Origin of the sequence: Xanthomonas sp. WHRI 7065 (assembly GCF_040203115.2) — a bacterium.
Classification (GTDB): Bacteria; Pseudomonadota; Gammaproteobacteria; order Xanthomonadales; family Xanthomonadaceae; genus Xanthomonas; species Xanthomonas arboricola.
Window position 1 is genome coordinate 3,215,128 of record NZ_CP168194.1, and the last position, 19,239, is coordinate 3,234,366.

General features: G+C 63.8%; 14 protein-coding genes. 9 read left to right on the forward strand and 5 right to left on the reverse strand.

Features of this window, described 5'->3' with window-relative positions:
• Positions 1-6: 6 nt before the first annotated feature.
• The gene (gene nudK / locus ABQY64_RS13495) at positions 7-606 is read right to left on the reverse strand and encodes a GDP-mannose pyrophosphatase NudK (protein WP_065032468.1); all 600 of its coding nucleotides are present in this window, start codon (positions 604-606) and stop codon (positions 7-9) included.
• 353 nt (positions 607-959) lie between these two features.
• Between nudK and ABQY64_RS13500 the strand changes: the two genes are divergently transcribed.
• Complete coding sequence (locus ABQY64_RS13500; RefSeq protein ID WP_181142591.1) at positions 960-2,234, forward strand: hypothetical protein; 1,275 nt, start codon at positions 960-962, stop codon at positions 2,232-2,234.
• A 410-nt stretch (positions 2,235-2,644) separates the two neighbouring features.
• Here ABQY64_RS13500 and ABQY64_RS13505 read toward each other — a convergent pair whose 3' ends face one another.
• The gene (locus ABQY64_RS13505) at positions 2,645-4,111 is read right to left on the reverse strand and encodes a rhomboid family intramembrane serine protease (protein WP_349780093.1); all 1,467 of its coding nucleotides are present in this window, start codon (positions 4,109-4,111) and stop codon (positions 2,645-2,647) included.
• Positions 4,112-4,217: 106 nt separating this feature from the next.
• Here ABQY64_RS13505 and greB point away from each other — a divergent pair, with 106 nt between their 5' ends.
• Entirely contained in the window at positions 4,218-4,724 is a 507-nt protein-coding gene (gene greB / locus ABQY64_RS13510; protein ID WP_167705582.1) for a transcription elongation factor GreB, read from the forward strand.
• Between the two features lie 125 nt (positions 4,725-4,849).
• Here greB and rimO read toward each other — a convergent pair whose 3' ends face one another.
• A complete protein-coding gene (gene rimO, locus ABQY64_RS13515) occupies positions 4,850-6,223 on the reverse strand; it encodes a 30S ribosomal protein S12 methylthiotransferase RimO (protein ID WP_047128955.1) in 1,374 nt (457 codons plus the stop codon).
• A 179-nt stretch (positions 6,224-6,402) separates the two neighbouring features.
• Between rimO and ABQY64_RS13520 the strand changes: the two genes are divergently transcribed.
• From ABQY64_RS13520 to ABQY64_RS13535, 4 genes are all read left to right on the forward strand, one after another.
• Complete coding sequence (locus ABQY64_RS13520) at positions 6,403-7,065, forward strand: dienelactone hydrolase family protein (RefSeq protein WP_349780092.1); 663 nt, start codon at positions 6,403-6,405, stop codon at positions 7,063-7,065.
• A complete protein-coding gene (locus tag ABQY64_RS13525; protein ID WP_349780091.1) occupies positions 7,062-7,499 on the forward strand; it encodes an HIT family protein in 438 nt (145 codons plus the stop codon). Before ABQY64_RS13520 ends, ABQY64_RS13525 begins: the two co-directional genes overlap by 4 nt.
• A 27-nt stretch (positions 7,500-7,526) precedes the next feature.
• Positions 7,527-7,694 (forward strand): LiaI-LiaF-like domain-containing protein, encoded by a 168-nt coding sequence (locus tag ABQY64_RS13530; RefSeq protein ID WP_006452352.1) that lies wholly within the window; start codon positions 7,527-7,529, stop codon positions 7,692-7,694.
• Between the two features lie 479 nt (positions 7,695-8,173).
• Positions 8,174-8,359, forward strand: coding sequence for a LiaI-LiaF-like domain-containing protein (locus ABQY64_RS13535; RefSeq protein ID WP_024939537.1), 186 nt, complete (start codon positions 8,174-8,176; stop codon positions 8,357-8,359).
• A 22-nt stretch (positions 8,360-8,381) separates the two neighbouring features.
• Here the strand turns inward: ABQY64_RS13535 and dcd are convergent, their stop codons facing one another.
• Both dcd and apbC read right to left on the reverse strand, forming a co-directional pair.
• A complete protein-coding gene (gene dcd / locus ABQY64_RS13540) occupies positions 8,382-8,951 on the reverse strand; it encodes a dCTP deaminase (RefSeq protein ID WP_010366727.1) in 570 nt (189 codons plus the stop codon).
• Positions 8,952-9,047: 96 nt separating this feature from the next.
• Positions 9,048-9,899: an iron-sulfur cluster carrier protein ApbC gene (gene apbC, locus ABQY64_RS13545; protein WP_024939536.1), complete on the reverse strand. Its 852-nt coding sequence runs from the start codon at positions 9,897-9,899 to the stop codon at positions 9,048-9,050.
• Positions 9,900-10,238: 339 nt separating this feature from the next.
• Here apbC and ABQY64_RS13550 point away from each other — a divergent pair, with 339 nt between their 5' ends.
• From ABQY64_RS13550 to ABQY64_RS13560, 3 genes are all read left to right on the forward strand, one after another.
• Positions 10,239-13,229: a TonB-dependent receptor domain-containing protein gene (locus tag ABQY64_RS13550; protein ID WP_349780090.1), complete on the forward strand. Its 2,991-nt coding sequence runs from the start codon at positions 10,239-10,241 to the stop codon at positions 13,227-13,229.
• 381 nt (positions 13,230-13,610) lie between these two features.
• Positions 13,611-16,661, forward strand: a complete 3,051-nt coding sequence (locus ABQY64_RS13555; protein ID WP_349780089.1) for a TonB-dependent receptor domain-containing protein — start codon at positions 13,611-13,613, stop codon at positions 16,659-16,661.
• Positions 16,662-16,910: 249 nt separating this feature from the next.
• Entirely contained in the window at positions 16,911-19,013 is a 2,103-nt protein-coding gene (locus tag ABQY64_RS13560; protein ID WP_349780129.1) for a M13-type metalloendopeptidase, read from the forward strand.
• Positions 19,014-19,239: the final 226 nt, after the last annotated feature.

The window sequence follows — 19,239 nt, forward strand, 5'->3', positions numbered from 1 at the left end:
CTCGAGTTAAGTCAGCACACCCTGCAACTTGGCGTACTGCAACAGCATGATGGTCTTGGCATCGGCGATCTCGCCCGAGCCGATCATCGCCAGCGCTGTATCAAGGGACAGCTCGAGCACCTCGATCTCTTCGCCGTCTTCTTCGAGTCCGCCGCCCTCGCTGACCTTGTCGCCGTCGAAGTATTCGCCGACGAAGAAGTACAGGCGTTCGGTGACCGAGCCAGGGCTCATGAAGGCCTCGAACACCTTGCGCACGTTGTCGATGCGGTAGCCGGTTTCTTCTTCGGTTTCCTTGCGGATGCAGGTCAGCGCATCGTCCCGGTCGAGCAGGCCGGCGCAGGCTTCGATCAGCATGCCGTCGGGATTGCCGTTGAGCAGCGTGGGCAGGCGGAACTGGCGGGTGAGCATCACCGTCTGCTTGGCGCGGCTATACAGCAGAATGGTGGCGCCATTGCCACGATCGTAGGCCTCGCGCGACAGGGTCTGCCAGCGGCCGTCCTTGCGCTGAAAATCGAACGTGACCTTGCGCAGCACATACCAATTGTCCGAGAGCACATCGATGCTGCGAATGCGGACCTGCGGGTTGCCAGTAGCAGAGGGATTCAAGCGACACTCCTTGTGATGCGAGCGACGGCAATGCCAGGGGCGCGGCGCGCCCGGTCGCTCGTACTGGCCGCGAGCTTGCGGCGGGCCATTATTTTACCTATCGCTCTCCCGGTGCGTCAGACAGATCACGCACGCAACGCATCGGCGGTCTGTCGGTGCGCGTCCGATGCTATCGGACACAGCGAGCTCCAATGCAGTGCTGCCACTGACGCATGGCCGGCAATATCTAGAACGTGCCGGTGACATGTCGCCGGACTGTGCCCATTTCAAGTTTAATTAGCTCGCCCTCCCCCAATTGCGTGACGGCACGCGCCACCGCACAATCCGGTCACATCACACGCCTGGGGAGCGTCATGGAAGACCGTTTTCGCGCACGCAAGGTTGCCGCGCAGGCCGCGCCGGCACCGTTCTGGACCCGCATTCCCGCCATTGCCACCTATCCGCTGCGCGGCTCGGCGCTGTACGCATTGATTGCGCTGACGCTGTGCAGCGCACTGCTGGTGCTGCCCGGCATCCTGAAACTGGTGGTCGCCGGCGTGCTGGGCATGGCGACCTACACCTATGCCTTCGACATCCTGCGCCACACCGCCGACGGGCAAGCCGACGCTCCCCGACTGGGCTACAACAGCTTCGACAGCGCGGTGCTGCGGCTGGTCCTACTGGCGCTTGCGCTGGGCATCGTCATTGGTGCGGCGGGCGTGCTGGCGGGTAAGCCTGGCCTGACCATCGCCTATCTGATCGTCCAGTTGCTGCTCCCGGGCATGATGATTGCGCTGGCCATCGACGGCAGCCTACGCCGCGCCCTCAATCCGGCCGTGTCGATCGACATGGCAATGCGCATCGGCTGGCCGTATCTGGCCGCATACGGTCTGCTGTACGTGATCCAGGCCAGCGCCACTGCGGCGATCTTCATTGCGGTGAAGTATCTGCCGCCGATCGTGCGCGAGGCGACGATGGTGATCGCCTCGATCTGGAGCCTGTTCGCCAGCTTCCACCTGATGGGGTATCTGGTCTACCAGTACCACGAAGAACTCGGCTACGTGCCCAGCAGCGATGCGGCGTTCGAGCGCGAAGACCCGGATCAACGCCTGCTCGACGAAGCCGAACAATACCTGCGCGACGGACATTCCGACGAGGCATTCCAGGCGCTGCGCGGGGCGGTACGTTCGCGTGCGGTGAGCCTGGCGGTGCACGAGTTGTATCAGCGCCTGCTGCGTCAACACCATCGCAACGATGAACTGCGCGAGCACACCCGCCAGTACATTAACCGCCTGCTGCAGGAAAAGCAGGAGCGTCGCGCGCTGGCATTGCAGCGCGAAGCGCTGGACGGCGACTCCACGTTTACCCCGCTGACGCCAGAGCACGCCACCTTGCTGGCCGAGCGCGCCAAGATGGCCGGGCAATTCCAGCTGGCGACCGATGGCCTGCTTGCGGCAATCGCCGCATGGCCGCGCGATCGGATGATGCCGGCCTGGTCACTGGATGCGGGCCTGCTGTTGGGCGAACGGTTCGGCCGCGATGAGCAGGCACGCGCAGTGCTGCAAAACGCACTGGCTCAATGCGACGACGATGCACTGCGCACGAAGCTGGAAGCCGTGCTGAAAGCGGTGGCAATTCAACCAGCTTGAGCAGCCAACAAAACTTTTTAAGGCGCCGAGCAAATCCCGATAATCGGCTTATGCGACGTGCACTGCTCGCAGCCATGCACACCGACCATCTCGACTGGCCCTTGCCCGCTTACCGCCGCGGGACCTTACGCGGCATGGATGCCGCGTAAGAGCCTACAAGGACGTACTTGCGGCGTGTCCCGCGATGGTGGGCGGGCAAGGACCCTGCAGCCACGCCGCAGATCAACCGCTCTGCAATTGATCCATCCGCAGTGCTCGCCCCCCTCAAAACACGACGCCTGAAGTGATCAAGACTTCATATTGTTACGTCGTTTTGGTGACGACCCAATGCTTGGATCAAAAGCTCGGGTGAGTCGAGCGCGCGGCGCCCTCATCGCTTGCGTTGGCAACACGGATCAAGCAGAAACCACTCATCCGTTCTCGAGCAAAAAGCGCGCCTTGCTGGCCTGTGCCTGCTCGGGAAACTGCTCCAGCAGCTGACGCAGCAAGCGCGCACGCTGCGCGCCGTCCTGCAGCTCGCCGTGTCGCAGGGCCAGCACGAACCAGTGGTGCGCCAGCTCGGCGCGCGGCATCGCCGACTCGCCTTCCTTCAACAGACGTTCGGCATCGGCCAACAATCCCGTGCGCAGACATGCGCCGATCAGCGCCATGCGTGCCGATGGCGCGTACTCGATTCCGGCCTTGCTCAGTTCGGCGGCGACTGTCAGCTGGATGCGCGTCTGCTCGGCGTGGTGCGTGTGCAGCTGCAACAGCGTCTGCGCATGCTGCACGCTGTCCTGGTTGCGGCCGGCATTGCGCGCGGTGCGGTAGCGCGCCAGCGCCACGTCCAGGTTATGCGGCTGTTCGCTGGCCAGCTCCGCCAACAGGCGCTCGGCTTCCACGTTCTCCATGCGTCCCAGATGCCGCTGCGCGCGCTCCCAACGATCGTCCACCAGCACTGCCTCGCTCTCCTGCATGAAGGCCGGGCGCGTGCGCCGCAACAGCACCAAAAAGACGCCAAGCAGCGCGCCACTGACCAGGCCACCGGCGTGTGCCTCGAAGGCGACGCTGCCGTCTTCGCTCCATAGCAGGCTGTACAGCTCCCAGCCCAGCCACAGCGGCAGCAGCAGGATCGCCGGCCCGCGCACGTAATCGAATACCACAAAGAACCAGTAGAAGAAGCGCACCTTGCGCCTGCCCCAGACCATGCAGAACGCGCCCATCAAGGCAGCGATCGCACCGGAGGCGCCCAGGCCGCCGCCCGGTGCGCCCCAGCGCCACCACAAGCTGGCCGCGCTGGCACCGAACCCGCCAAGCAGATACAGCAGCAGGAACCAGCCGCTGCCGATCGCACCTTCCAGTAAGGTACCCAGCGCCAGCAGAAACAGCATGTTGCCCAGCAAATGATCGAAGCTGCCATGCAGGAAGGTGGCCGTCAGCATCCTCGCAGGTGACCACTCGGAACTACGCTGCAGATGCCGTAGCGTGAACACCTTGGACAGGCGCGCATCGTAGGGCGCGCGCAATGCGCGCCATTCGCGCAGACGCTGCTCGTCCTTGAACAATGCGCCGCTGCGCAATGCCTCTGTAAAGGCCAGGTCGTACATCGTCAGGTGCGCCAGGTAGGCAAGGCGTTGCCGCGCAGGCACGCTGCCCAGCTTGGCCTGGTGCGCAGCGCGCAACTTGGCGCCGTCGGTCTGCTGCAGATAGCGCTCGTGGGCTTGCGCCTCCACTGCACCGAGGCCGGACTCGACGTAGTAGCGCACCGCGTTTTCGACCAGCGCATCGTCCTTGCGCTGATAGCCCAGGTACACCACCACATTGACCAACACCAGCAGCAGCGTCACCCAGGGAATGTTCTGGCGCGACCAGGGTTTGTGCAGCGGCATCAGCAACATGACAACGTCCGTGTCCCAGAAAGCGCAAAGCTTCGCTGTGCGACGGCAGATGCGCAAGCCGGCCATGCGCGCTAGCATCGCGGCCCCGCTGTCCGATACACCGCCCATGAGCCGCTGGCGCCCGCCCGCCGAAAAAAGCACCGCACTGATCACGCCCGACGGCCACGCCCGGCTCAAGGCCGAGCTGGAAGAGCTGTGGCGCGTGCGTCGGCCGGAGGTGGTGCGCGCGCTGGCTGCCGCTGCGGCCGAAGGCGACCGCTCGGAAAACGCCGAGTACACCTATCGCAAGAAGCAGCTGGGCGAGATCGACCGCCGCGTGCGTTATCTGAGCAAACGGCTGGAAGCGCTGCGCGTGGTGGATACCGCACCGACCGATCCGCGCGCGGTGTTCTTCGGCGCACAGGTCGAACTGGAGGACGCCGACAGCGGCGAGCTGCTGCGCTACCGCATTGTCGGCCCGGACGAAACCGACGCCGGACGTGGCTGGATCAGCATCGACTCGCCCTTGGCGCGCGCCCTGCTGAAAAAACGTGTGGATGACGAGTTCGAAGCGCAGTTGCCGTCGGGCAAGCACACCTTCGTGGTGGTGTCGGTGGATTACGCCACCCAGTAGGCGAATGATCGCACTCTGCTGACCTGCGTGTAGGAGCGCACTTGTGCGCGATGGGGCGTTATCGATAAGGCCCCATCACGCACAAGTGCGCTCCTACGGACAGGTGTGCAAGGACCAGCGTCCGGTTACACCATCTGCAGATTCAACGGACGTCCCTGCTGGATTGCGACATTGGCCGGCAATGCATCGCCAAACAGATCGTGCTCGTCACTGTCGGTGATTTCCACATCGACCAGGTCGCCGACCTTCAAGCCGCGCTCGCCGCCGTTCTGGATATGCACCAGGCCGTCGATTTCCGGGGCGTCCGCACGTGAGCGCGCCACCGCGATATCGTCCTCGATCAGGTCGACCAGGCATTGCTGCACGCTGCCGATCTTGGCCTCCAGCCGCGCGGCGGAAATCTCCGCCTGCCTGGCCATGAAGCGCGCCAGACGTTCCTGCTTGAGCTCTTCCGGCACCGGGTCCGGCAACGCGTTGGCGCTGGCACCCTCCACCGGCGAATACGCAAACGCACCGACGCGATCGAGCTGGGCCTGATCCAGGAAGTCGAGCATGGATTCGAATTCGGCATCGGTCTCGCCGGGGAAGCCGACGATGAAGGTGGAGCGCACCGTGATCTCCGGGCACATGGCCTTCCAGCGCTGCACGCGCTCGAGGGTTTTTTCCACCGCACCGGGCCGCTTCATCAGCTTGAGGATGCGCGGGCTGGCGTGCTGGAACGGGATGTCCAGGTACGGCAGCAGCTTGCCTTCGGCCATCAGCGGAATCACATCGTCCACGTGCGGGTACGGATACACGTAGTGCAGCCGCGTCCACACGCCCAGCTCCGACAGGCCTTCGCACAGCGCCTTCATGCGGGTCTGGTACATGCGATCGCGCCACGGGCGCTCGGCATATTTCAGGTCCACACCGTAGGCCGAGGTGTCCTGCGAGACCACCAGCAGTTCCTTGACCCCGCCGCGGACCAGCCGCTCGGCTTCGCGCAGCACCTCATCGACCGGACGCGAAGCCAGATCGCCGCGCATCGAGGGAATGATGCAGAAGCTGCAACGGTGGTTGCAGCCTTCGGAGATCTTCAGGTACGCGTAATGGCGCGGGGTCAGCTTGATGCCGTAGTCAGGCACCAGATCCACGAACGGGTCGTGGCGCGGTGGCAATGCGGCGTGCACCGCCTCCATCACGCTCTGGTAGTCCTGCGGGCCGGACACCGCCAGCACCTGCGGGTAGGCCTCGCGGATCTGTTCCGGGCGCTTGCCCAGGCAGCCGGTGACGATCACCTTGCCGTTGGCGTTCATCGCCTCGCCGATCGCATCCAGCGACTCGGTCACCGCCGAGTCGATGAAGCCGCAGGTGTTGACCACCACCACGTCGGCAGCGTCGTAACTGGGCACGATGTCGTAGCCCTCCACGCGCAACTGGGTGAGGATGCGTTCGGAGTCGACGAGCGCCTTCGGGCAGCCAAGGCTGACGAAGCCGACTTTGGGGTTCAGCTGGGACATGGAAGCAGGAGCCTGGGAACGGAGCGGCCTGGGGCCTGAGTGGAGCAATTATAGCGGCGTGCGGGCAGCGCTCTGAACCGCGCTGCGGGCAGGCAAGGTCATCTTAGCGAGACCCTCACCTGCAGCGCCGCCGATCCGGTCGATAATGCGCGCCTTCCCCTACCGCAGCAGGAGTTCCCATGGGTCACTGGACCACGCTCGACACCCCCGACGGCCAGGTCGCCGCCTGGCATGCCACCCCGACCTCCAGCCCGCGCGGCGGCCTGGTGGTGATCCAGGAGATCTTCGGCGTCAACGAACATATCCGCGCGGTGGCCGACGATTACGCCGCGCGCGGCTACGAAGTGCTGGCGCCTGCCTTCTTCGACCTGGAAGAGAAGGACGTGCAGCTGCCCTACGACCAGGAGAGCCTGCAGCGCGGCCTGGCACTGGCCAATGCGGTCGGCCTGGAGCGCGCGGTGGAGGTGGTCAAATCCGCCGCCACCCTGCTCAGCCGCGCCGGCAAGGTCGGCACCGTGGGCTATTGCTGGGGCGGTTCGGTGGCGCTGCTGTCGGCGATCCGCCTGGCCCTGCCCTCGGTAAGCTACTACGGCGGCCGCAACACCCAGCTGCTGGACGAAACCCCGAAGGCGCCGGTGATGTTCCACTTCGGCGAGCAGGACACCAGCATTCCGCCCGAGGCGATCCAGGCCCACCGCGAGAAGCTGCCGCAGATGGAAACCTTCGTGTATCCGACCGGCCACGCCTTCAACCGCAGCATCGACCCGACCCACTACGACGCAGACAGCGCCGAGCGTGCACTGCAGCGCACCCTGGGCTTTTTTGAAGCGCATCTGGGATGAGCGGGACTGCAGCCGGCATGTCCGGGGCGAGCGGCTTCCAGCTCGATGCGCGGCTGGCCGCAGACAGCGTGTTCGTCGCCGACGGACCGCTGTCGCAGGTGCGGCTGATGGACGACAGCCGCTTCCCGTGGCTGGTGCTGGTGCCGCGGGTCGCCGATGTCAGCGAGTGGATCGATCTGGATGGCGGCCAGCAGCGTCTGTTGCTGGCCGAGATCAATCAGCTCTCGCAGTTGCTGCGGGTCGAGCCCGGGGTCGCCAAGCTCAATATCGGCGCACTGGGCAACATCGTGCGGCAGCTGCACGTGCATCTGGTCGGCCGGCAGCCGGGCGATGCGGCCTGGCCTGGCCCGGTCTGGGGCAGCGGCAGCGCGCAGCGCTTCGAGGCCGACGCGCTGCACCAGCATGTCGCTGCGTGGGCGCAGCGGCTACGATAGGCGCCCGTCTCACAACCACCTTTCCGCATGAAATCCAATGTCGTCGCCGCGCTGATCCTGATCCTCGTCGGCCTGCTGTTCCTGGCCAACAACCTGGGCTGGACCAATGTCAGTCTTGGCCGGCTGATCGCCACATGGTGGCCGGCGGCGTTGGTCGCCTGCGGTGTCGGGATGTTGTTTGGGCGCGGCAAATAGCCGGGAATCGGGAATCGGGATTGGGGAATCGTAAGAGCGCGCTTCTGGCGCTGTTGATTCCCGAACTACCCGGCCGCAGCTGCTGATCTGTCACTGATTGAATGCGGCAATGCGCCTTGAGGCGCGGCTCTCGCCCGTGCGCGTGATGGGCGTTAGCGCCCATGAATATGGAATGGAGCGATTCCAGCAGTCGATCAGCCCCAGCGCCTGGTCAGAGCGCCGACATCCCTTCTCCCATCGGGAGAGGGTGCCCCGAAGGGGCGGATGAGGGGACGCGCGAAGCCTCATGCGCTAGCCGACTGCACCCCTACAAAGCCAGGCTCCTGTATCCCCGAGACTGCCAGCGAACACGACACGGCCACCAATGCAGCCATGACCTGGCCGACATGACATCTGTCATCCGCAAGTGTTGACTTCCGGCACCTGATCGGTGGGTGTATTGGGCGCAGCATGGGCGCACACCTACCGAGGACATCGCCATGCACTATCGCCTGATTCCCGCCCTGTTCCTGATCACGCTGGGCACGCTGTTTCTGCTGGACAACCTCGGGCTGGCCCGTATCGACCTGGGCAACCTGGTGTCGACCTGGTGGCCGGCGTTGCTGATCGCCGCGGGCGTGCGCCAACTGCTGCGCTACCGCGAGCGGGCCACCGCGACCTGCTGAAGGCCGCGGCCGCTCCACTGCATCAGGTGCGCGGCAGGGTCACGCCGGTCTGGCCCTGGTACTTGCCGCCGCGGTCCTTGTACGAGGTCTCGCAAACTTCGTCTGACTGGAAGAACAGCATCTGCGCCACGCCTTCGTTGGCGTAGATGCGCGCCGGCAGCGGCGTGGTGTTGCTGAATTCCAGCGTGACGTGGCCTTCCCATTCCGGCTCCAGCGGGGTCACGTTGACGATGATGCCGCAGCGCGCGTAGGTGCTCTTGCCCAGGCACACCACCAGGGTGTCGCGTGGGATGCGGAAGTATTCCACCGTGCGTGCCAGCGCGAAGCTGTTCGGCGGGATGATGCAGACATCCGATTCGATATCGACAAAGCTGCCCGGATCGAAGTGCTTCGGGTCGACGATGGTCGAGTTGATGTTGGTGAAGATCTTGAACTCGCGCGAGCAGCGCACGTCGTACCCGTAGCTGGAAGTGCCGAAGCTGACGATGCGCTGGCCGGCGGCATCGTGCTTGATCTGGCCGGGTTCGAACGGCTCGATCATCGCGTGCTGTTCGGCCATGCGCTTGATCCAGCGGTCGCTCTTGATGCTCATGCGGTGTTCCTTGAAGACGGAAGGCGGCAGGCCGAGCGGCCCGCGCGAAAGGCAGCGAATTCTAGCAAGCGGCCGGCACCAGCGCCGGCCTGCGCGCTACAGCAGCGAAGCCGAAATCGGGATGCTGGCGCGCGGCCGCTTGCCCAGCTCCTCGGACAGGCGCGCGGCAGCGGCCAGATAGGCCTGCGCTGCCGCCGACTCCGGCGCGGCCACCACGATCGGCTGGCCCGCATCGCCCTGCTCGCGGATCGCGATCGCCAGCGGCAACGACCCCAGCAAGGGCACGCCGTACTGGGCGGCCATGCGCTCGCCGCCGCCTTCGCCGAATAGGTGTTCGCGGTGGCCACACTGGCTGCAGGTGTGCACCGCCATGTTCTCGACGATGCCGAGCACTGGCACCTCGACCTTTTCGAACATCTTCAAGGCCTTGCGCGCATCCAGCGTGGCGATATCCTGCGGCGTGGTGACGATGACCGCGCCGGCCACCGGGATCTTCTGCGACAAGGTCAGCTGGATGTCGCCGGTGCCTGGCGGCAGGTCGATCAGCAGGTAATCCAGGTCGTCCCACAGGGTGTCGTTGAACAGCTGGGTCAATGCCGAGGTTGCCATCGGCCCGCGCCAGATCATCGGCGTGTCCTGATCGACCAGCAAACCGATCGACATCGCCTCGATTCCGAACGCGCGCAAGGGCTCGATCGACTTGTTGTCCGGGCTGTCCGGCCGCCCGCTCAGGCCCAGCATCGCCGGCACGCTCGGCCCGTAGATGTCCGCGTCCAGTACGCCGACGCGCGCGCCCTGCTGACGCAAGGCCAACGCCAGATTCACCGCGGTGGTGGACTTGCCCACCCCACCCTTGCCGGAGCCCACCGCGATCACATTGCGGATGCGCGGATGCGGCGCCAGCGCGCCCTGCACCGCGTGCGCGGGGATTCTGCGCTCGCCGCTCATGCGCGTGCGCTCCGGGAGGGGTCGATCGCCTTGCTTGAAGCGTATTGCACCATCGTCGTCATTGCCTGCCTGATTCGTCTTGCGCTGCCAAGGCAGCGATGGCTGCATCGCCAGGCGCAGCGCATGGGAAGACCGGCAGTTTACCGGCTCGGCCACAGGCAGATGCGTTTCAAGCTGCCACCAGACATCGGCGCTGCTCGCTTACTTATGTGTCAAATAGCGACAAATTTCACAAATGTGGACACATGATTAAGGAATTGTTACGTTCGGGATTCAGTTCAGCCAGCGCTCAGCGAGCACAGCTGTTTCGCAAAATCCCAGCGAGGAATCCGCAAGGTCATGTCGAGCCGTCTTCCGCAACACACCCCGCGTCATCGTTTGAGCACCGCGTTGTTTGCCGTGCTGGCCGCTTCTGCCGGCCACGCTGCCGCGCAGTCAGAAAACGGGGTCGCACCCGGCACCACCGATCTGGACAAGGTCACTGTCACCGGCTCGCGCATTGCGCGTACCGGCTTTGTCACGCCCTCGCCGGTCACCGCAATCAGTGCCGAGGAAATCCGCGCCACCGGCGCGACCACCATCAGCGACCTGATGGCGCGTATGCCGGCGCTGGCACCGAGCTACACGCTGGGCAATTCCACCCGCTTCATCGGCACCGCCGGCCTGGGCCTGCTCGACCTGCGCGGCATGGGCGTGGACCGCACCCTGGTCCTGGTCAACGGCCGTCGCCACGTGGGTTCCAGCCCGGGCTCGACTGCGGTGGACGTCAACACGATTCCGGTGGAATGGGTGGAACGCGTCGAAGTCATCACCGGTGGTGCCTCGGCCGTCTACGGCGCCGACGCAGTGGCCGGCGTGGTCAACTTCATCCTCAAGAAGAACTTCACCGGATTCGAGACGCGCGCGCAGACCGGCCTGGCCGATGAGGGCAACTACAACCGCTCCTTCGCCAGCTTCTCGGCAGGCACCGACTTTGCGGACGGCCGCGGCAACATCGCCGTGTCGGGCGAATACAGCAAGCAGGACCGCTTCGGTCGCGGCAACCGTGCCATCGGCCGCGAGTATCTGGTGTCGGTTCCGAACCCGGGGTTCGATCCGAGCCAACCACCGAGCGAGCGCAATCCCCAGAACGTGCTCAGCGGCCCGGGCGGCAATCATTCCACGTCCTACGGCGGCACCTTCAACCTGGGTACCTTCGATTTCCGCAACCCGGCCAGCTATGGCAACCGCTACCTGTTCAACCAGGACGGCAGCTTCCGCCGCAACCGCTACAACGGCACGGTGGTCAGCAACACCTCGTGCGTGGACTGCGATTTCGTTGATCTGAATGCGGTCGCCGACCTGCAGCCCGGCTTCGATCGCAAGAGCGTCAATACCATGATCAACTTCGAGGTCAGCGAGAACCATCGCCTGTTCTTCGAAGGCAAGTACAGCGAGACCGATTCGGAATTCTTCGGCCAGCCGGCCTTCGACAGTTCGCTGCGCGTGCGTCGCCAGAATCCGTATGTCAGCCCCGAACTCGGTGCGCTGATGGATTCGCGCGGTGCCACGCAAATCCTGATGAACCGCTTCAACGTCGATGCCGGCCGTCGCGGCGAGAACATCGAACGCAAGACCTATCGCGCAGTGCTCGGTGCCGAAGGCAACTTCACCGACAACTGGACCTACGACGTGTCCGCCAACTACGGCAAGACCACGGTCGACCGGCTGAACCTTAACAACCGCATCAACGAGCGCTGGCAGGCCGGTATCGATGCCGCACGCGATGCCAGCGGCAACATCGTCTGCCGCACCACGCTGGATCCGAACGCGATCAATCCGCACACCAATCGCGTCTATTCGGCGCTGGCGCGCGAAGGCTGCGTGCCGTTCAGTGTGTTCGGCAACGGCGCGGTGACTCCGGAAGCAGCGGCATGGTTCAACACCACCGCGCGCTCGCACGCCAAGATCCAGCAGACCGTGTTCAGCGCATCGGTGGCCAACAGCAACCTGCTGTCGCTGCCGGCCGGCGACATCGGGTTTGCCGGTGGCGTGGAATACCGCAAGGAGCAGAGCGAGGAAATCACCGATCCGCTGGCGGCCTCGGGAGCGACTTTCCTCAACGCCATCCCCAATAGCGGTGGCGAATACACCGTCAAGGAAATCTTTGTCGAGAGCACCATTCCGTTGCTTGCCGGCTTGCCGGGCGTGGACCGGTTGGCGCTGGATGTGGCAGGACGCTATTCGGACTACGACAGCATCGGCTCGACCAAGACCTGGAACGTGGGCCTGGACTGGACCATCATCCCGTCGCTGCGTCTGCGCGGTACCGTGGCACAGGCCGTGCGCGCGCCCAGCATCGGTGAGCTGTACGACTCGCAGAGCGAAAACTTCGCGACCATCAACGATCCCTGCAACTACCTGCCGACCAACACCAACCGCCCGGGCACCGCGGGCGATGTGGCATTGCGCCAGGCCAACTGCAGTGCGCTGGGCGTGCCGGTGGGCTGGATCGATACCTTCACCTCCACCCGCCCCGGCGTGAGCGGCGGCAACCCGGAACTGAAGCCGGAGCGCGCGCGCAGCCTGTCCTATGGCCTGGTGTGGCAGCCGGAGTTCTTCGACGGCTTCGGCATGTCGATCGACTACTGGCGCATCGACCTGCAGGACGCGATCGGCACCGTGACCGCGGAGACCAATGCCACGCGCTGCGTGGACAACCCAGGCGGCATCAACAACAGCTTCTGCGGCTTCGTGCAGCGCGCCCCGCTGGGTGGATTCACCGACCCGCAGGGCCGCATCTATCCCGAGCACAGCATCATCGGCTGGCAGGCGCTCAACGAAAACCTGTCACGCTCGCGGCGTGTGGGCGTGGATCTGGAAATGGACTACCGCTTCCAGCTCGGCGAAGGCAACACCGTGCTGCGCCTCGTCGGTACGCGCCTGATCCAGTCGCGCGAATGGGTGTTCCAGGACTTCCCGGCCGAATACGACGAGTACGTGACCTACGTGACCGACCCGCGCTGGCGCGCGCAGTTCCAGACCAAGTACAACTGGAACGAGTGGCGTGCCTCGTGGGACATGAACTATGTGGACGGCAACCTGCGCGTGACGCCGGAGAGCTACAACAGCAATCCGGGCTCGGCCAGCCCGATCAAGAACGGCTCGTACACCTACCACAACTTCCAGTTCGGCTATCAGTTCCCCGGCTCGAAGATTGACGTCTACCTCGGCATCGATAACGCCTTCGACAAGGATCCGCCGCGCAACTACTTCGGTTCGGACTTCACCTCCGCGTTGTACGACAACATCGGCCGGTTCTTCTATCTGGGCACGACTGTCCGGTTCTGAGGCCTGTTGACGATGCATCGAAAAGACCCCGTTCGACGGGGTCTTTTTTTTGACTTCATGTTTCATATGAAACCAGTAACCCCGAGCGCGACACTCCGAAGATGGAGGCGGCGCCATGTAGCGTTCGGTTAATCGGCGCACTGTCACGCCGCATTACGCGCACTGACAAAAATGAATACTTGTGACGCCCGCGTTCGCGCTTGTTCGCAAGCCCGGCAATTTGTGCGCAGATCCGCATATTTGATGCGGATCTCGCCCTTTTCATTAACGAATCATTCAAACCGCTTGCGACTCAGACCACACATTCATTACGTTCGGGTTAAGGCCATCTGACTCCTCGATGACCGTCACTTCTCCCGATACCCAGCTGAAAGGTTAGGAATGAGCAATCAAATTCGTCGCCATGCCCTCAAGCGCACCGCTCTGGCTGTTGTGCTCGGCGCCTGTCTCGCCAATGGCGCGGTCTACGCACAAAGCACCACCGGCAGCATCTACGGCAGCGCTCCCTCGGAAGCCGGCAGCACCATCGTCGTTCAAAGCGACACCGGCCTCAGCCGGACGATCACCATCGACGCCAATGGTCGCTACAACCTCGGCTCTTTGCCGGTCGGCGCTTACACCGTCACCTTGAAGCGTGGCGATCAGGTCGTCGACACCCGCAAGAACGTGCAGTTGCGCGTCGGATCCGGCACCGAGGTGTCGTTTGCTGGCGCAAACGCTGGAGCAGGCAACGCAGATGCGACCACACTTGGCGCCATCACGGTCACCGCCGCGAACGCGCCAAAAATTGACGTGAGTTCGACTAGCGCGCGCTCGGTGATCACCTCCCAACAGCTCGCAGTGCTGCCGCTCGGCCGCAGCGCAGAGGCAATCGCACTGCTGGCGCCTGGTGCTGTCGCGGGTAGCGGAGCATTTGACAACGGCTCGCGCTCGGTTGTTTCGTTCGGTGGCGCCGGTGTGACCGAAAACGCGTACTACATTAACGGCTTCAATGTCAGCAATCCGCTCAGCAATCTCGGCGGCGTCAGCCTTCCCTATGGTGCGATCGACCAGCAGGAAACCTACACCGGCGGCTACAGCGCCCGTTACGGCCGCTCCACCGGCGGTGTGATCAACCAGGTCGGCAAGCGCGGCACCAACGAATGGCATTTTGGCGCACAGGCCGTCTGGGAACCCAAGTCGCTGGCCAGCTCGCCTGAGAACGTGCGTTTCCCCAATAACACGCTCCCGGACGGATTTGAATACACCAATCCCGACCAGCCCGGCACGTTGTATCGCAGCCGCAAGGACGATGGTGCCACCCGTACCGTCTACAGCGCCTACGCGGGCGGCCCGTTGATCGAGGACAAATTATTCGTCTTCGTCGCGGGCGAATCGGACAAGACCGATGGCGTGTCCACCAACTCGAGCGCGGCCAGTGTGTTGGGACGTAACAACTACGCCTACAGCGCACCCAAGTTCTACGGCAAGATCGACTGGAACATCAACGACAGCAATATCCTCGAGTACACGCGCATCGAGAGCACCGATCGCCGCGGCGGTTACTACACCGATTTCGATTACGACACCTTGTCCGGTGGCGGCCGTAGCGGCACTTTTGCTGACACTTACAAGATCAAGGACCGCTACGACATCTTCAAGTACACCGGGTACCTGACGGATGACCTGACCTTGAATGCCACCTGGGGTCGTAGCCGGCAGGACAATCTGCAAGCCAATCCGTATGTGTCGGAACTGCCTTATCTGCAGAATGTGACCAATCAGAACCCGGCGCTGACCGGCGGCACACCCATCACCAACGACCAGGCCAGCAACCGCACCAAGGCCGATCGGCCGCAGAACAAGACGCGCAGCCTGCGGCTTGAACTTGAATACCGGCTTGGCGATCATGACCTGACCGCCGGTGTAGACAACATGTACTTCAATGCCTCCGACGAAGGCGTGCGGACCACTGGCCCAGGATACCAGTGGCTGTTTGCCCGCCAGTCCAATCCCAACATTGATATCCGCCCAAGCCTGGGTGTTGGCCCCTCCGGTGGCGACGGTTACTACGCGCAGCGGCGCATCTTCACCACCACCACCAGCATGGCCGTGGAACAGAAGGCGTACTACCTGGAAGATCGCTGGCAGGTGAGCGACAACTGGTTGGTACTGCTCGGCATCCGCAACGACAAGTTCACCAACTTCAACAGCGCAGGCGCGCCGTATGTCGACAGTGGCGACCAGTGGGCCCCGCGGCTGGGCGTGAGCTGGGACGTGTTCGGCGACTCGTCGTTGAAACTGTATGCAAACGCAGGGCGCTACTACCTGGCCCTGCCCAATAGCGTTGCCGTCCGTGGCGCATCGGCCTCCACCTACACCGATGAATATTTCGCCTACAGCGGCCTGGATGCCAACGGCGAGCCGACCGGCCTGAGAGCCCTGGGTCCCGGACCGGTCTCCTCCAATGGAGAGTATGGGCAGACGCCTGATCCCAACTCCTTCGCGCCCAGCGATCTCAAGTCGCAGTACCAGGATGAGTTCCTGGTTGGCTTCGAAAAGACCCTTGGCGAAAAGTGGAATTCCGGCGCGAAGGTGACCTACCGCAAGTTGCAGACAGCTATCGACGACGTGTGCGATACCGGCAAGATGGCAGACAAGCTGGAAGCGAGTGGCATCGACTCCTCGTCGGTGGCCATTCCCGGTTGCGTGATGTTCAATCCGGGCGAAACCAACACCTATAACCTGGCCAATAACGATGGTTCCGGTCGGACCCAGGTGCGCATGTCCCAGGACGACTGGGGCTTCACCAGCGGCGCCAAACGCAACTATGTGTCGGTCGACCTGTTCCTGGAGCATCCCTTCGATGAGAAATGGTTCGCTCGCGTCGACTACACCTGGTCGCACCTGTACGGCAATACCGAAGGCCAGGTGAAATCCGATCTGGGCCAAGCGGACGTTTCCAAGACCCAGGACTGGGATTCGGCAGAGTTGATGTACTACGCAGGCGGCAGCCTGGCCAACGATCGCCGTCACCAGCTCAAGGCGTTCGGCGCGTATCAGTTCACGCCCGAGTGGATGGCATCGGCAACGGTTCGAGTTCTGTCGGGAACGCCCAAGTCCTGCCTGGGCTATTTCGGCCAGGGCGAACAGGATCCCATCGGCTATGAATCCGGCTACCACTACTGCGCAGGGACACCATCCCGTCCAGGCGATGCTGGCCGGACTCCCTGGCTGACCAATCTGGATTTGGGCGTGACCTATCGCCCGGCGTTTGCTGACCATAAGCTCGCCATCGGATTACAGGTGTTCAACGTCATCAACGATCGTGACGAGACCCGTACCGAAGCCGTTTATGGGGACGATCGCTACACGGTTTCCAATACTTATGGCATGGGTACGTATTTCAACCCGCCACGCTTTGTCCGCCTGTCGGCATCGTATGACTTCTGAGCACTGAGCAAGGCGTCAGCAGGCATTGTGCTGCATGTTCTCCACGGCCCCGCAAGGGGCCGTTTTTTTTGGTCCGGGCGGCAGCGAAACGTAACAAAGCCAGCGTGCATCGGTGGCCTCCCCCCCTCACCCATGACCTTCGACACCATGCCTATCGGCTAGGCAGGCGTAGAGTGCCGGCCACAGCCCCGGCGACGGGGCTTCCCACATCTGCTCCTGGAGCCCTTTGTGATTCGTACACCTCATTTGTTGACCCTGTCCCTGGCCGTGGCCGCCGCGCTGAGCGGTTGCAAGAAATCCGAAGACGCCGCGCCGGCCGCGCCCGCGGCCGATACCGCCGCAACCACCCCGGCGGCTCCCAAGACGCTGACCCTGGACCAGAGCAAGCTGCCGGCCGTGAACCAGTTCACCGCCGCCGACCTGGATACCAACGGCAACGCCTGCACGGATTTGAATGCGTATGCCAATGCCAAGTTCCTGGCCGCCAACCCGGTGCCGAGCGATCGCACCAGCTGGGGCGCGTTCGAGATGCTCGACGAGCGCTCCAATGCGATCCAGCAGCAGCTGGTCGAACAGGCCGCGGCCGACACCAGCGCCACCGGCGTGGAAAAGATCGTCGGCGACCTGTGGTCCACCGGCATGGACGAGGCCAAGATCAACGCCCAGGGCATCGAGCCGCTGAAGCCGGAACTGGCCGCGATCGACGCCATCAACGACCAGGCCAAACTGGTCGACTATCTGCGCAGCAGCGCCGCCAAGGGCAACAACGAGCTCTTCAGCTTCGGCGCCGAGGCGGACTTCAAGAAATCCAGCCAGAACATCGCCTATGCCATGCAGGGCGGCCTGGGTCTGCCGGACCCGGAGTACTACACCAGCGCCGCCAACAAGGCCAAGCTGGAGGCCTACCAGGCGCACGTGGCCAAGGTGCTGGAACTGTCCGGCGTGGCCGCGGCCGATGCTGCCGCGCAGGCCAAGCAGGTGGTCGCGTTCGAGACCCGTCTGGCCAAGGTCTCCAAGACCAGCACCCAGATGTCGCGCGATGCCTCGCTGGCCTACAACCCGATCTCGCCGGCCGATGCCGACAAGCTGACGCCCAACTGGTCGTGGACCGAGTTCTTCAAGTCGCAGGGCGTGGCCACGCCGGAGATGTTCTCGCTGGCAATCCCGGCCTTCCACCAGGAAGTGAGCAAGATGCTCGCCGACACCGATCCGGCGATCTGGCGCGCCTACCTGCGTTTCCACACCGTCGATGGTGCCTCGCCGTTCCTGAGCCAGCCGTTCGTCGATGAGAACTTCGCGTTCTACAACCAGGCCCTGCGCGGGCAGAAGCAGATCAAGCCGCGCTGGAAGCGTGTGCTGGCGACCATCAATGGCCAGACCGGCGAAGCGCTGGGCCAGATGTACGTCAAGGTCGCCTTCCCGGCCGATTCCAAGGCCAAGATGGAAACCCTGGTGACCAATCTGCGCACCGCGCTGAAGGCCCGTATCGAAAAGCTGGACTGGATGAGCCCGGAGACCAAGACCAAGGCGATCGCCAAGTGGGAGAGCTTCACGCCCAAGATCGGCTACCCGGAAAAGTGGCGCGAGTGGAACGGCTTGAACACCAGCCGCGACAGCTACCTGGGCAACGTGATGGCCGCGTCCGAGTACAACTACAAATGGAACCTGTCCAAGATCGGCAAGCCGGTGGACAAGACCGAATGGGGCATGAGCCCGCAGACGGTCAACGCCTACTACAACCCGTTGCAGAACGAGATCGTGTTCCCGGCCGCCATCCTGCAGCCGCCGTTCTTCGACCCGAATGCGCCGGAGGAAATGAACTACGGCGGCATCGGTGCGGTGATCGGGCATGAGATGACCCACGGCTACGACGACCAGGGCAGCCGCTTCGGCGCTGATGGCAACTTCATCGCCGATCCGGGTTGGTGGACGCAGAAGGATCTGGACGCCTTCAAGGCGCGCACCGGCAAGCTTGTGGCGCAGTTCGATGGCTATCGCACCCCGGCCGGCGACAAGGTCAAGGGCGACCTGACCCTGGGCGAAAACATCGCCGACCTGGGCGGCCTCAACACCGCCTACGACGCGATGAAGACCGCCACCGCCGGCAAGGACGATCCCAAGACCGACGGCATCACCCGTGACCAGCGCTTCTTCCTCAACTGGGCAACAGTGTGGCGCCGCAACTTCACTCCGGAAGAACTGGTGGTGCGCCTGAAGACCGATCCGCACGCGCCGGCCAACTTCCGCGCCATCGGCGCGCCGTCGAACATGCCGGCGTTTGCCGCCGCGTTCTCGTGCAAGGCCGGCGATGCGATGGTGCGTCAGGGCGATCAGCAGGTCGTGATCTGGTAATTGCGCGACATTGGCAAGAGCGAGCGGCGATCTTCGGATCGCCGCTTTTTTTTTGTGTGCGCCGTGGCGCCGCTGGCGGGTGCGTAAACCTCTTTCGTCCGCACTGGTAGCGCCTGTGCCCCAACCGGAAATCAGCACGCCATTCCGGCAACCAAGCAGGCTGCACCTCGCTCGGGAGCGCTTCAGCAGGCACGCCGGAGACAAGCGCTTGTGCAGCGCCGGCCTG

Bases quoted from the DNA above. Each gene is read 5' to 3' on its own strand.
- ABQY64_RS13550 (WP_349780090.1), top strand. From the start codon at position 10,239: ATGTCGAGCCGTCTTCCGCAACACACCCCGCGTCATCGTTTGAGCACC.
- ABQY64_RS13555 (WP_349780089.1), top strand. From the start codon at position 13,611: ATGAGCAATCAAATTCGTCGCCATGCCCTCAAGCGCACCGCTCTGGCT.
- ABQY64_RS13500 (WP_181142591.1), top strand. From the start codon at position 960: ATGGAAGACCGTTTTCGCGCACGCAAGGTTGCCGCGCAGGCCGCGCCG.
- apbC (WP_024939536.1), bottom strand. From the start codon at position 9,899: ATGAGCGGCGAGCGCAGAATCCCCGCGCACGCGGTGCAGGGCGCGCTG.
- ABQY64_RS13505 (WP_349780093.1), bottom strand. From the start codon at position 4,111: ATGTTGCTGATGCCGCTGCACAAACCCTGGTCGCGCCAGAACATTCCC.
- ABQY64_RS13520 (WP_349780092.1), top strand. From the start codon at position 6,403: ATGGGTCACTGGACCACGCTCGACACCCCCGACGGCCAGGTCGCCGCC.
- dcd (WP_010366727.1), bottom strand. From the start codon at position 8,951: ATGAGCATCAAGAGCGACCGCTGGATCAAGCGCATGGCCGAACAGCAC.
- rimO (WP_047128955.1), bottom strand. From the start codon at position 6,223: ATGTCCCAGCTGAACCCCAAAGTCGGCTTCGTCAGCCTTGGCTGCCCG.
- greB (WP_167705582.1), top strand. From the start codon at position 4,218: ATGAGCCGCTGGCGCCCGCCCGCCGAAAAAAGCACCGCACTGATCACG.
- ABQY64_RS13525 (WP_349780091.1), top strand. From the start codon at position 7,062: ATGAGCGGGACTGCAGCCGGCATGTCCGGGGCGAGCGGCTTCCAGCTC.
- ABQY64_RS13530 (WP_006452352.1), top strand. From the start codon at position 7,527: ATGAAATCCAATGTCGTCGCCGCGCTGATCCTGATCCTCGTCGGCCTG.
- ABQY64_RS13535 (WP_024939537.1), top strand. From the start codon at position 8,174: ATGCACTATCGCCTGATTCCCGCCCTGTTCCTGATCACGCTGGGCACG.